At 40.1% G+C, this 13,988-nt stretch carries 13 protein-coding genes and 1 tRNA gene; 1 reads left to right on the top strand and 13 read right to left on the bottom strand.

Translation table 11 applies throughout. From position 1 onward, the window contains the following. Positions 1-160 precede the first annotated feature (160 nt). Entirely contained in the window at positions 161-1,186 is a 1,026-nt protein-coding gene (locus ACFS25_RS25060; RefSeq protein ID WP_381506515.1) for an alpha/beta hydrolase, read from the bottom strand. Between the two features lie 609 nt (positions 1,187-1,795). Here ACFS25_RS25060 and ACFS25_RS25055 point away from each other — a divergent pair. Beyond that, on the top strand, positions 1,796-2,719 hold the full coding sequence (locus ACFS25_RS25055; protein ID WP_381506513.1) for a hypothetical protein: 924 nt from the start codon (positions 1,796-1,798) through the stop codon (positions 2,717-2,719). Between the two features lie 177 nt (positions 2,720-2,896). Here the strand turns inward: ACFS25_RS25055 and ACFS25_RS25050 are convergent, their stop codons facing one another. The 12 genes from ACFS25_RS25050 to ACFS25_RS24995 form a co-directional block, all read right to left on the bottom strand. Further along, entirely contained in the window at positions 2,897-3,436 is a 540-nt protein-coding gene (locus ACFS25_RS25050; RefSeq protein WP_381506510.1) for a hypothetical protein, read from the bottom strand. Then, on the bottom strand, positions 3,433-3,930 hold the full coding sequence (locus ACFS25_RS25045) for a hypothetical protein (protein WP_381506508.1): 498 nt from the start codon (positions 3,928-3,930) through the stop codon (positions 3,433-3,435). Before ACFS25_RS25045 ends, ACFS25_RS25050 begins: the two co-directional genes overlap by 4 nt. Positions 3,931-5,123: 1,193 nt before the next feature. Next, positions 5,124-5,555 (bottom strand): hypothetical protein, encoded by a 432-nt coding sequence (locus tag ACFS25_RS25040; RefSeq protein ID WP_381506507.1) that lies wholly within the window; start codon positions 5,553-5,555, stop codon positions 5,124-5,126. Between the two features lie 391 nt (positions 5,556-5,946). Then, positions 5,947-6,318 (bottom strand): hypothetical protein, encoded by a 372-nt coding sequence (locus tag ACFS25_RS25035; RefSeq protein WP_381506505.1) that lies wholly within the window; start codon positions 6,316-6,318, stop codon positions 5,947-5,949. A 481-nt stretch (positions 6,319-6,799) separates the two neighbouring features. Then, positions 6,800-7,399 (bottom strand): hypothetical protein, encoded by a 600-nt coding sequence (locus tag ACFS25_RS25030; protein ID WP_381506503.1) that lies wholly within the window; start codon positions 7,397-7,399, stop codon positions 6,800-6,802. A gap of 1,037 nt (positions 7,400-8,436) precedes the next feature. Then, positions 8,437-9,801 (bottom strand): DUF3987 domain-containing protein, encoded by a 1,365-nt coding sequence (locus tag ACFS25_RS25025; protein ID WP_381506501.1) that lies wholly within the window; start codon positions 9,799-9,801, stop codon positions 8,437-8,439. After that, on the bottom strand, positions 9,798-10,250 hold the full coding sequence (locus tag ACFS25_RS25020) for a hypothetical protein (RefSeq protein ID WP_381506499.1): 453 nt from the start codon (positions 10,248-10,250) through the stop codon (positions 9,798-9,800). The genes ACFS25_RS25025 and ACFS25_RS25020 overlap by 4 nt, the downstream gene beginning before the upstream one ends. Positions 10,251-10,607: 357 nt before the next feature. Continuing rightward, positions 10,608-10,808, bottom strand: coding sequence for a hypothetical protein (locus ACFS25_RS25015; protein WP_381506497.1), 201 nt, complete (start codon positions 10,806-10,808; stop codon positions 10,608-10,610). Between the two features lie 97 nt (positions 10,809-10,905). Continuing rightward, entirely contained in the window at positions 10,906-11,634 is a 729-nt protein-coding gene (locus ACFS25_RS25010) for a hypothetical protein (protein ID WP_381506495.1), read from the bottom strand. Continuing rightward, a complete protein-coding gene (locus tag ACFS25_RS25005) occupies positions 11,606-12,838 on the bottom strand; it encodes a site-specific integrase (protein ID WP_381506492.1) in 1,233 nt (410 codons plus the stop codon). Before ACFS25_RS25005 ends, ACFS25_RS25010 begins: the two co-directional genes overlap by 29 nt. Positions 12,839-13,038: 200 nt before the next feature. Then, positions 13,039-13,112, bottom strand: a tRNA-Arg gene (locus ACFS25_RS25000). A 53-nt stretch (positions 13,113-13,165) separates the two neighbouring features. Beyond that, positions 13,166-13,960 carry an enoyl-CoA hydratase/isomerase family protein gene (locus tag ACFS25_RS24995; RefSeq protein ID WP_381506490.1) on the bottom strand — a complete coding sequence of 265 codons (795 nt, stop codon included), beginning with the start codon at positions 13,958-13,960 and terminating at the stop codon, positions 13,166-13,168. Positions 13,961-13,988 lie beyond the last annotated feature (28 nt).

The following is a 13,988-nucleotide window of genomic DNA, read 5'->3' as shown; positions in this document are numbered from 1 at the left end:
TAGTGGTGCGACGATCAATTTGCCGCAGTAGGACGCCCCGTATGCTACGAATAGAGTTGGACAGGTATTACCACTAAAACGCCCCAATCAAGAAGCAGACGCATGAAAGCCCAAGTCTCTCAATCAGGAGCGTTTTATTGAGATGATTATAAAGTAAGTACTAGATTGATTTGCTGGATTCTTCCACGACTAATTTAAGAAAGGCTGAGGAGACCACTTTCGTGCGCTGATCTGTAGTGATGAGGTCGTGATCTGCGTTCTTGACAAGCCTAATCAAATAAGCTTGCTTGGGATCGTTGAAAACTTCTTTAAATATGCTCAGTCGCTTAGATAGCAGGCCTTCCAATTCGCTTTCTGAAAATAGTAAACGGATTGGACAGCTCAGTTTCTGATAATAGATGGCAGGATTCAAGTTCAAGTAGTGTTGCTCCCACTTAGTCAGCACCTCATGCAGTTGGTGATCAACCGCCGATTCGATGTCTTCCTTAGTAACTTTAGCGCGCTGGTGAACAGGCAAATGGTTTATCTCAAATTGAACGATGTTACGGGCGGCTACTTTTCTTTTTTCTATTGACGTAGTAGCAGGCCGTCCTAAATAAAGTCGCATATTGGTTAGATATGAACCAGTAGCCTTGTCGGATGTACCCGCTTTTCGTAGCCGCTGCTCGGTGGTCAGTAAAATGTCGTCGAAGCCGGGCAAGGCAGGTGCATTTAGAGCGAGCAGACATTTGACTGCTGGAATCCGCGAAGCGGCAATGGCGGCAATTGTCGATCCTTCACTGTGACCGATAAGCCCAATTCGTCGTGGGTTAACTTGTTCCTGGTTCTTCAAAAACGTAAAAGCCGCTTGGACATCAGTAGCCAGGTCAGTGGTCGTTGACTCGTCAATTGGCTTGCCTTGAGAGACGCCCTTAGACCGATTATCATACCGTAGCACGATAAATCCTTTCTTTGCCAACTCGGTTGCCATGGCTAGAAAGGGTTTAAGTTTACCGACTTGTCCATCTCGATTGATGGAGCCGCTTCCTAAGACAAGAATTACCGCCGGATGAAGCCCGGATCCATGGGGCAAGGTGAGTGTGCCAGCCAACACGTCATGGCCATTGCTAAAGCTGACACTTCGTTGAGTTTGAGCCAAACCAGACCCCCGTAAAATCAGTAGTAAGACGACCAGGACAAACCGCATGTAATATCGAGTTTATGTTTGCGGAGGGAAGCATAAAGCAAATCTATCAATTTTAACAGATGTTCATTGAAAGAAGCTACTCCGTAGACTCTCCCTTACTTCATTTGGGAGCGTTTGTTTGAGATGCGACTTTTCGCGTCGTGACAGTTTATGTACTTTTTTTTAACGCACCCAATATTCATTACGCGCCCACTCCTGACCGGCGAAGCCGTGTTTCTTTAGCGATTGCGAGGTGCGTACAGGCTGATCGCTCCAAAAGTCCAGTCTGCGATACTTGGCGTTTTATACTTGGATGGCACCCCTTACCGACTGAATTGATGTAACAGGCAAGATTAAATAAAACGAGTTTCGTTGTTGAACTCAACCTCGATTTTTGGATCGTTTGCTGCCACGACCAAACATTTATGATAACCTTCGCATCCTTCGCACAAGAGAGAAAATCGGGGCTATCCAATGCTGCGAAGTATAGAAAGGACGCAGCTGGCCAGCCGCCGCCCCTGAGTTTCAAACTATATCAACTACCATAGATTTGTCAATTCCTAATCTTTATACTCTAACAAAAAATTCTTTGATTAATATTCAATAATACATCATTGGTTAAATCTAGTCATGGCTGATAAGAATAAGTTTAAAGAGTTCATGAATTCGCCTATTAATATTAAAACTATCGCTATTGTAGCTGTAGTAGGAGCAATATTTGGCGCTTTAGTTAATTTTTTTAAAAATGTCAACGAAGGATATAATCTGGTTTTAAAAAAACCAGAAGGCATGAACAAGAATTCGTTAGTTAAAGAAGACAACGCAGTAACGAAAATTAATGATACGTTGACTATTGAAGGTACGGCTGGCATTACCCAACCTGACAAAGAATCTTGGAAAGCCAAAAAAGTTTGGTTATGGTGCATCTCATTGATGGCAATTGTCAGTCCATTACTTTTATTTCAATTTGGGTATATCGAACCAGTGTGGCTAAATCGGGTCGGAATTATACTAAACTTCATAGCGGGCTTTTTAGTAGCGCCTGACCTGATTGGGATTGATAGATTAGAGACGTTTGAGAACAGAGTTGAAGTCTACCTTAACCAAATACACCTCAGATCGCGATGGGGTAACTATATTTTTCCGTGGAGACCAGATAATATAGGTCGGTTACCTCTAATTCAATATGGTTTATTTGTTGTAGTGGCCTTACTATTGATATTAATAACTATAATTGGGTCCAAACATTACCTGATTGCAAGCACAATTTTAATTACTTATAGTTTGGCTTGTGCGTGGGATGTGTATAAGAAATCATTTTGGAGAGATCAATCATGGAAAGAGACTATTGAAGATTACTTTTTGTCTATATTTAGTATAATACCTATATTAAAATTTGCAATAGAGATCTCTATAGTTTTTTTAATTCGCTCTATTGCTGGCCGGTTATTAATAGAATTAAAGGGAGATAGACAGTTGATAAAAGTATTGATTCAATGTGGTGTGCTGTTTTTTATAATGGGTAATCTTATGCAGTTATTAGCTACGTTCTAATTATTAAACATGTGCCATTTAAACAGCAAGCCTTACAGTACCCACAATGTAACAACACCCGGAGGGAACAATCATTAAACTTGATATAGCCATTACTATATAATTTAAAGATGCGCGACACTTTCTTATTTTCTTGAGTAAAGAAAAATATCCCAAAATATACTATTAAATCATATACTATTTTGATGATCTATATGCTTGCAAAGCTTCTCGTAATTTTTGAGATAAATGATCCTGACGCAAAATTAGATTACTAATTTCTTGTCTTCCTGATTCAACATCTTTAACTTCATTAGCATCTTTTATTTCACCTTTCAATTCTCTTAATGCTTGCCTTACTGGATCTTGTTGCACTAGAAGCATTACGCCCCAGTATCGCTCATTGAAATCTTTTTGTAATGTATCGAAAATTAGGCTATCTCTAGGTAATTGCAAGGTCGTCATCTTGCCTACTACTTTTGAAATATCAGCATAGGTTTCAAGTGTTTTTTCAAACATTCTTCTGTCAAATTCAGATTTAGCGTTGTTTTCTTGCTGCGCATTGAACTGATATATTCCCCAAAAGAAACCAATAATTGAGATAAAAATAGGAGCCATCTTAATAAATAAATCTGTATATATTTCCCGCGATGCAGGTTTCATAGAAGAAATTGACTTTACATCTTCTTGGGATGGTTCAGTTATAGATGGTCTCTTGGTTTTATTTTCCTGACTCATGGCGAAGTTGAATAAATATAATCTTGTGCGTAAAAATTTTCTTGGGTCGATGAAATGTGCCTTAACCTTAATTGATTTTTTTTTAAAAAACGAACTTCATAAACATTTCCGTTGCTCAGTTTTAATAAAGGATCGACCGTGCCTGGTTCGATACTACATGTTAAATTCTGCTTGTAATATTTCATTTTTAATTTAGGTACTCTAATACGATAACTATCACTATACTTTGCATCTCGATACATTCTTTCATGGCCCTTTTCTATGTATTGACCAATTAAAACTCTTATTTTATTGTCAACAAATTGAAAGTTCTTTATACCAGGCCCTTCATTAATCACCTGTTGAACTTGGGAATTAGAATTTGGGCTGTCCGCTGCCCATAGTTTTCCATTGTTCCTTAAGCGATCTATAAAATCGACAGATACATCCTGACTTATCTGACTAAATGATAAGCTATTTGTAAATACCAAGAAAATGGTGATGATAAATTTCATTATATGAGTGAGTTTTTAAACACATTCTTCCTATCAAAAATCAATATGAACCGAACGTCATAGGCCAACAGCTAAAATCAAAGATAAAAATATTTGGTCAATCGTAAAAAATAGTTATTGACTTGCCATTATAGATGTGTAATAGTAAGCGAGTATAACACAACACAAGAGTTATAGGTGACGCATCACATTATACGGTCCATCCTTGATCTCACCGATGCGAATGTTGTATGGAGCACGATCAAACATATGCCTAAATATGAAGCCGTGCCGGATGAGTTCAAAAGATCAGGAAACTGGTAAGTCAAAATTATCAGTCAATGGTTTTTCAGTGGTCTTGATAAATCTAAGATTAAGCCAAAAGAGGGAGTGGATGAGGCTAAAACCTTGCGCGCCATCGGCACGATTATGAAATCGTGGGAACCAAAGCATGAGCATAAGGAGGCCGGTTGCGCTTACCTGATGTCGCAATGGTTTGACTTGGCAGATCAGTCATGACCCCCGCCCAATCCGTTCTTGTGTGCTTTTTTTTAACGCACACAAACCGCCACGACGCGAAAATTGCATCTAAAACAAACGCCCGTTTTTCCAAGACGGTCACCAAACTTTTACAGTTTGTCTCAATTCTAGTTACGCTCTATCTCATATTGTTATCTCACGAATCAACGTCCAATTTTCAAAGGTGCATATGAGTTTGTGAGACTGACTTTCGATCAAATGCCGAATTTGGCGGCCGCCGCTGCGGTCAGTTTTTTTAGATTTATCCAATAAAGTTAAACGAACGCTTCTGTTGACCTTCAGATGAATGGAATAGTTGTAATTGTGGGATCGGAAATACGGTCAACAAAATTCAGGACGGTATAAATATTAAAATTCACGATTTGCTACTGGCCAAAATCGGACTGTACGTCGTCAAGTAAAATTGGACATAACTAAGGTGGTTTGAGTGAAACAATTTATCGAATTGTCTCTTCCCTTTCACTCCATATTTGTCCACTTATACTTGACGACGTACAATTTGGGAATCAGTCAGGGGCGTTTCTGTCTCTTTGGGCAGGAAGGGAAAATTAATGATATTTGCAGCCTGGTTTGTCATAACTTGATTATACCATGCAGCAGGCGCAGCCCACGGGAAGATTTTATGACGGTTTTTGTAAATCGTGGATCAATGTTTTCTAAGTAGCTCAGAGAGATTAAACCTTTAGTAATTGAACCCAATTATCAGAGGCAGGATTATAACTTTCAACCAACTGCGCTTGAACGGCGAACCATTGTTCGGCAATGGCCTTAGACATGTCCTTGTATAATATTTTGCGCATTTCTTCTGGAGATTTGGTCTTTTGAAAGTCAATGAACCACATCATTCCTTCTTGCTCATTACTTTTTATCTCAATGACAGTTATGTAGCGGCCAAGTGGCGCAACGCTTGAAATGCCCCTGGCTGTTGAGAGGGAGGTTCTGATACCAATATCCAAATTGGTATTGATGCCCAAATGACGCCTATTGTAGTCGATTTTCTCAATATCCGTTGTGAAGCCATAACCCCCGGATGGCTCTAAATCATCTACTAGGAATGTCACTTTTTCCGCCAAAGGCGGCTGTAAAACCCAATCGAAATTTCCCATTAAACATTTTTTGAACCTAAATATAAAGCCCATTTCATAGCATCTACCAACTTCACATGCGAAGATTTGATGACGGTTTTTGTTGTGAACGCTGCGCCAGCAAAAGGTCGTTCAAATCGTGGTGCGGGGTGAATGCCTCGCCTTGGGACAATTCTATTGTCCGAACTCCGCCTTAAATCTTGCTGTCGGGTAGTTTTGCCGTTTCCTACAAAGACCGTCACTTGACCATTCTGACGAGATAAAGAGGAGATAGAGCAGCTTAGCCCTTTTATGGTCCAATAAGTTATAACTTTTTGAACCAGTTGATGAGTTAGACAAACCACCGATTTTATTGAACCAACGAAAAATTTTTGTTCATTGAACGGAGATTTTTCGTTGGTTCAATAAAAAGTTAGGCTTTATAATTGACGTCAAGATTCGAAAGCAACTTAAGTTTTTGAAAATATTTAACCCATAGTTGCGGACTATCCTTGGCTTGACTCGTTGGATTTGTTCGATCATTATAAAGCCAAACTTCGCATATTTCACCTTCCTTATCCCAACTGATTCTATGCGGATCATTGTCAGCAATAGACAATAGAAGTTCTTTTGTCAAGCCTTCATACTTCGTAAATATTGGTAAACCCATTTCTTCAAATCTATGATTGTACGTGCGGTCATTAAACCCAATAGGGACATACTCTCTATTTAATGTATACCATTCACCCTCATTAGTACGACAGATACTATAAGGTAGATTAATTCGAAAGAATTCGTAAAACATAGTGTTTAAAGTTTAAAAGTTAATAAAACAGAAAAATAGTGGTTCGATAAATCGAGACAAATGACGACCGCCCAGCAAATCTTCGACCAATGCATCTTCGATAGGATGAGTGATATAAGGCACTCCATAATTACCGTCCACGCTATTATTCTAGGAGACAACCAGAAGTAATATATTACACCCAGCCACCACGCATAGACACTGATTAAATTTGGCTACGAACTGGCGAACTAACCACTTATTACCTTCTAAAGCTGTCTAATGAAACGGGGATTTAATCTAACCGTCGGGCACTTGTATCTTCATAAATAAGTTGACCTTTTCTTTCTGTTCACTTTGTAGGCATACTTTTCAATTCTAATCGAACGATTATCACTAAACAGGTAGCTGGCAACGAGGCCCACTCCATCCGTTGGTAATTAATAGATGACCCGTAGGAGAAGTAGTAGTTTATCGGCGTCTGTAGGCATTAAGTTTAAGCCTAAAGAACGCGTGTCTCCTCAATAACCGTTGTGGTTTCGCTAGTAAACTGTGTCAATTGGTTAAGTGCCTGACTTAAATGGGCTAATTTCTTCTGCTCGGCAATTATTGTTTTTTCCAAGTCACTACTCTCCTGTTTGATTCGAGCTAACTCGACATTGAGTTGGTCGTTTCCTGAAATGAAAGATTCATGAACGTACTTGCCAACCCAATAGCCAACTATACCCATGCCAATCATAATGGCTAGCCAACCGACAACGAATGCAACCCCTAGTGGCTTGTCTTTTCGCATGTCATAACCAGATGCCATTAAAAACAGAGGAATGGCTATGCCTATAGTAGCCCCATAGTTCGCCCCACGATTTCCACCTTTCACCTCGTCGGTAGCTAACTTTAACGCTCTTAATTGATCTTCAAGACGAGCACAACTTTCTTGTTGAGCAATTACTGCTTGATGAGCCAACTGCCATGATTGATTCGGAATGCGAACGGATTCAGTTCTCCTGATGGGTGCATCTACCAGCTGCTTGATTGTCTCTAGTTGTTCCTCTACTTGTAACGTCTTTTGCTGAATAGTGGCGGAGAGTTTTCTGCGGTGCAAACTAGTCCGACAAGCTGTGGAACAATATTGTCTCTTTGCGTTCCCAGTTGTAATTATTACCCCGCAGTTAAGACAATTTTTCTCAGCCTTTTGGAAATCGTTTATTATCGTTGCTTCCATTTTGTTTAGAAATTTAGTAGTGACAGGTATACTTGTATGTTGAAAGTAATACCTACTAGAGGTATTACTTTCATAGAGATAGTGTGTAAACAACCGCGTCAAATCCTTCAAAACCGTAAGTCAACGTTCAAACAATGTTGTAACGATTTAATTTAGGCCCCGATACCAGCGATTACCCACTGCTTTTGCGGGCATTTCTAATGGTTCGGCGTAGATAATTTTCGACGTACAGGTAGCGCTTACTTTTGCCGTTCATGGCGTCAAGTTTAGGCTCGAAATCCAACTTAACGGCTGGTCCTAAAAAGCGGGCGCACTATACAGCATTGAATCGGTAGGCCAAAGTTTTGCAAACTAATTCAGCTAATTCACAATCTGAGACCTCGGGTAGTATTAGCCACATTTGTTAATTACAAGGAATGGTTTCAATTAGTATACAGGGTAATAAGCTAACAACATTACACAAAATGTCTCGGCTCACTATGACTACAGCTGAGTCTCGTTTTAATCTTGAGCGTTTACAAAGGTAGTTGTCAGGTTGACATTTATGTCCCACTCTGAGCGTAGATATTGAGTTAACTATTTGACAATCAGTGATATATTTCGACAGCTATTGTCAACTATTGGCAGTTATCTTGTTTTTTAACTGTCTAATAATCAGTGATTTGAGTTTTTGCTTGTCAATGCATCTAGGTTGACTTTAGTTGACATGATGTCAACTAAAGTCAACCTAGATGCATTGCGAAAATATTCATTTAAACGGCTGATTTATAATTAGTTAATACATGATACAAACGGTTAATAGTTGACATTGGATGTCACGCTATATCATTGATTTTCAGGTATATAGTTTAGTGAGGACGCTCTTAATGGGTTGTTCATGTCAACCTGACAACTACTGTACGTAAAGAGTAACGTGGTTAGTTTTTTGCGCCAAAAACACCTGGGTACCGTTCAGCATAAGTATGGAATTTCTTGTTGACAGCTTGACGAGTGATGTTAAGCTCTACTGCCAGTGATGCCATATTGTAGCCATGCATTTTAAGCTGAGCGGCAAACTCTAATATCGATGGTGGGACCATTACTTTATTCTTAGCTGTTTGGTAGGCTTCATATCCACTCTGAAGAAAGTATTCAGCTATTTTTAGTCCGTTAATCACGTATTTATCCTCTATTACACTGATTCGCATTGGATGGCCTTTTTCACAGGCGGATTCCATCGCTTTTAGAATGCACGCAAATCGCAGTGCATATTCCTTAATCTTGCCGTAAATCCCCGCTTTTACGTTTTTGTCGCTTAAGTTCTCCATGCGGTTAATCTGTTGCGTATGCTTATCCTGCCACACCTGGAAGATGTTTACTCCATGCCTGTTGATTTGTGCAATTTGCGGTTCCATATCGGAAGAACTCATTTCTAAATCACGGTAAAGACACTCAAGCATATCGTTATACGGTGTAATTACTTCGGATGGCATCTCAAACGAGAGATTAGGCGAAATTACCTTATCCGTTTCGGCGAATGCCCATAACATACGAAAGACGTAGCCAGTTTGAAGGCGATTCTGCTCGTAGAATCGGTACAGCACATCGGGCTGCGTACTTCCGATTACACTAGCTACTAAATGGTTTTTATCGATAAAAATCATCTTGCCATTCGAACGGCGCATAGTGAAAGAACCTGATGGGGACCAAGCTGAGGTCCAAAATGATGCCTCAGATTTGCCTGTTTTATAACGATCCATGTCGTCAATCCATTTTAGTAATTCATCTTCATAGCGGGTTACACCTTTATAGTTGGCTGAAAGCACATCTTTAATCAGCGCTTCAAACGTAATGTCTTGGTATATCAGCACTTTTTGTGGGTGCGCTTTATCAGGTTCTACTTTACATAAATCCCTATAATCGCGGTTGTACTCATCCTGTACAATGTTAAGTGGTCGCAATAGAACCTTCTGCATCATTGATTTTCCGGATGAAGAAATCCCAACACTAGCTCCCCACATAGCTAGACAGACCTCCCAACTTCCCATTTTAGCTCGTAACGCTGAGCCGATAGCAGAGGCTGAGGCTTGCAAAAGTGTTAGACCAATAAATGCCCGTTCACCCTGCATCTCTTTTAATAAACACTCAATCAATGGGCTGATGCGTGCTGGAAAAACTTCAAGCGGAAATACTAGACCTTTCCGGCGTTTCTTAGTTTCAGCATCGAGGTCTTCGTCGGTTATAATGGCCGCGTAGCCTGATGTGATGAATGTGGGCTTAGGGGTAGGATTGTATGTTTTCATGAAAGTCCATAGTCAAACTTCATCCGATCATAAAGAGCTTGTGATTCAATTTTACTCAGCTTTATTGGGCCAACTGCCGTCAACAGTAGGCAAGATTTTGGTCGAAAGACAAATTGCCCGGAGGTACTAATAATTAAATCTTTGCCAATGCGATACACACGCTCCTGAACCACACTAACCTCAGGTGTATAAGTAGTTTGACTGAAATGCTCATGCTGGTTGTAAGTCGGATTTTGCGAGTGGTCAGAAGCATCAGTCCGGTATGTTGGCCCGTGGGTGTGTTTGGGAGTCGCTGCAATAATTTCTAATTGTTCCAGGAGTTCAACCGCTATATTGCCAAATTCTTCTATAATTCGGAGGCTTGGCGAATCACCGTTCTTCTGACGCCGATCGATCAACATTGATTGCACTTGCTTCCCTAAATCGGAGAAAGCTTGTTTTTTTTCCATTAACAAGCTACTTACGCTTAGTTGTGTTGAGATTCTGTTGGGTTGAACAGACATATTCTTCGCATTTAAGAGTTAGGGTAATATGAGGGATAAGCTGAATAAATTTGGGATAGGGTGTAATAGCCAGCCGGGAAGACCAGTAAGTTAGGGGTGGTCTAAAATGCGCTTTACCTACTAAGTTGAGTGAGCAGTAATTTTTTGGGTTTGATCGGTTCATGCATCAGATTTTGGTTTTAAATGTTCGGTTAAAGAAATTTTGGGCAATGACAAACCAGGAACCCATACTGTGTAGAATGGGAAAGAAACACGCGAGAAATGAAATTAAAATGAGAATTGGCGAACAGCTGTAGGAAAGGGTTATTTTGCTAGCTCGCCTGATTGAAATTTGCGGAGCTGTGCCATTGAAACGTAGCCCATTCTGCTGTCTGGACCTTCTGGTTTAATGACCGTAATGTAGCCTTGTGCGACTAAATTGTAAAACTTTGTTTTGCCAATTTGTAGAATCTTGTAGGCCTGTCCAGTCCTAACATATTCGATTTGAATTTGAGATTGCTCCATTTGCGTTCATATCGGTTTGTTACTGAACGCAAAGGTTATGTAAAAAAGGTAGAGAAGCAAGAAAAAATACCTTTTTTATTGGTATTTTTTCTTGCTTCTAGGACAATATATTTTCTAGTAGTGATAGCAGTGGCTTAGATTTACTACGGTATTTTTTTTCAATCATTGCCTGGTAAGTACCTACTTTCCAATCCCAACTAGTGTATTCAGGCTTGTGGCTAAATTGTCCTCTATATGCAGAGTCTTCAGGTGTAATTATGTCAAATATGGGTCGAAACTCATTGTAAAGTGACAATGCTGGTTTTAAACCCATTGAGGCTAATATCCATATTAAACTCAATCCTCCTGAAGCTATAGCTAGGAGAGCTCTTTCATGTCCTAAAATATCTACTGTGTTTTTCATAGACTCAATAAGGCGATCAGTAAGTATATCTTCGACTGAAACGCTTAAATCGTCGTTGCCATTTTTATAAAAATTTGACCACTCGCTTATACGGAAGTTTTGCTTTTGATCTGGATTAAACTCCTGTACAGAATATTTAATGGCAGCAATCTCTGAATGAACAAACTCTTCAACGAATGGCAAGGCCATATAGTCATCAAAATTATTATCAGTTAGTTTGACCATTAAGCGACTACGAATTTTTACATTTTGCTGTAAAAAAGCTACTCTGATATACAAGGGAAACTTCGGGGTATCACTTTCTGAGTCATCATTATCCATGAATTTTTCCAAAAAATCTGCCTCTTTACGTAAGAAATAGGTAACAGAGACAGTATATCCCTCTTTACTTTTATTATATTTTCGTTTTGGAAGATTCTCCATGTTGATTCCAGTTAGTCCGGTCAAGTGCCTGATAAACGTCTTGTTGAGCTATGTGTACATAGCGCATGGTTGTTACAATTGACTTGTGCTGTGCGAGTTTCTGTACGATTGTCGTAGGCATAATAGTTACTAAATAGGTGATACCGGAATGTCTTGATGTATGAAAAGTTACATGCTTTTTAATACTGGCCAGTTTCATAATCTCTTTTACATATTCATTCATCTTAGGGTGTGAGCGTTCAAAAAAACGACTATTATCTGTTCTCCAATATTTACGTAATATCTGTTCGGGCTTACTAGGACCGTCAGGCGTAGGGTGCATAGCAAAGACTTTCAACCGATTAATTTTCTTTGTTTTTTGAGCAGCCATATCTAGAACTAATCCATCGTCTGTCTCAATGAGATTTTGATTTCTAAGTTGGGTTATATCACCAATCCGTAGCAAAGTATAGAAAGCCAGGAGAAATGAGTCTCTATAGAACTCTAGGTGCTTATTAGCCGAAATGAAAGTTAATCTTTCGATTTTTTCAATTTCAGCGGGCGCAAGCACAACCGTTTCAACCGCGATCTGTTTGTTCTCAAAGTCGTTGTAAGGATTGTCCTGTATTGGAAAAATCTTCCTTTTAATTGCCTTGGTCAGGTACTTGCCAATTACCTGATGGTGCTTATAAGCCGTATTTCTTTGCTGATCTTGGTCAATTGTAAGAAAGTCGTCAAACACCTCAATATTTGCATAGGTTAAGTCGCTAAACTTAACGGTTCGTACGTCTAAAGATTCAGCTAGTAAATTAATGACGCGTTCATAACGATTCTTTGTCGTCTTGTTTATCTTGTTCTTGGCATGGTCAAGATTAATACGTTTAATGGCAAAGTCGGTAAATGTAATAAGCTCTTCTTTCTGCGGAGCAACTGAGTCCTTTAAGTCAAAATCAGCTAAGCGGAATGCACGTCCATAATTCGCCGAAAATGTTAATTCAAACTGCTCTAATTCGTTAATGTTGTCTCTGATCAGACGGTTTAGATCGGGTCGCTTTTTTACTTCACTTTTTTGTTTATCCCATTCCTTTGGGGAAATCCTTATACCAGTTGACTCATATCTGCGCACTCTGTATTGATAGCATTCTATCAATACACCAGCCTTTCCACTACTATCTAACTTGCCCGTTCGATTAAACACCACCCTGTACCTTACTTTAATTATCACTGTGCCTTACTGTTTAAGTGAGCACAATGATAAGCCAGTGTATAACTCAGTAAATGCGTATCACATGCGTATCACACAAGGAGAACTAACTAGGATTTTAGCGAACTAAAGCGAACAGTAAAAAAAGTCTTAACTAATTGGTTATAAGTAAAAAAGCCTTGCAAATCAGAGAATTGCAAAGCTTTGAAATTGTACTTGTGTGCACTTGTAGGGATTCGAACCCCAAACCTCCTCATCCGTAGTGAGGTGCTCTATCCAATTGAGCTACAAATGCATTTCCCATTGATTGGGAGTGCAAAAGTAGGTAGAAAAAATACGGTTGTCAATCTATTTGCCCGAAAAATTTGCTTTGCGCTTCATCAGGAAGGCTCCAATACCTTCAAGAGCATCGACAGAACGACCTAATATATCCTGATTGTCAGCCTCTTGTTCAAGTTGGTGATCAAGGTCGGAATACAACGATTGGTTCAATACTTTTTTCATGGCACCAATGGCGCGGGTGGGAGAGACAGCATAATAGGTAACAACGTTATCGATGGCCGCATCTAATTCAGAGGCTGAAACTGAGCGATTTACTAAGCCAATTTGGGCTGCTTCGGGACCGTAAACGCGTCGGCCAGTGCTGCATAGATCGAAAGCCCGTTGCGGACCAATGAGCCGAGGTAGAAAAAATGTAGAACCCGCATCGGGCATGAGTCCAATGTTGACAAATATCTGGCTAAAATAAGCTTCGTCAGCGCAGATAACGACGTCACAGGCCAGTGCCAACGAGCAACCTGCCCCGGCGGCTACGCCGTTAATCCGCCCGATAACTGGTTTGGGTAGGTTACGGATAGCGCGAATCATAGGGTGATAGGTCGTTCGAAGGGAGTTGCCCAGCATAAGCTGTCCATCAGACGACGCCGTAGCAACGCCTTCTTTCAAATCAGCACCCGATGAAAATGCTTTGTCGCCTGCACCAGTGATAACAACCACCCGAACTTGCTCATCGGCACCAGCGGCTTCAATCGCTGCTGTAATCTCGCCTATAAGACCAGGGCTGAGGGCGTTGTATACCTGTGGGCGGTTGAGGGTTATTCGGCAAACGGCACCCGTGACATCGTAAAGGAGATTTTCGTACATAGGGAAGGTGATGTTGGATACAGAGGGT

Source organism: Spirosoma flavum (assembly GCF_042686045.1).
Lineage (GTDB): Bacteria > Bacteroidota > Bacteroidia > Cytophagales > Spirosomataceae > Spirosoma > Spirosoma flavum.
Note: the sequence above shows the minus strand (reverse complement) of the source record. Positions and strands in the feature narration are given on the sequence as shown.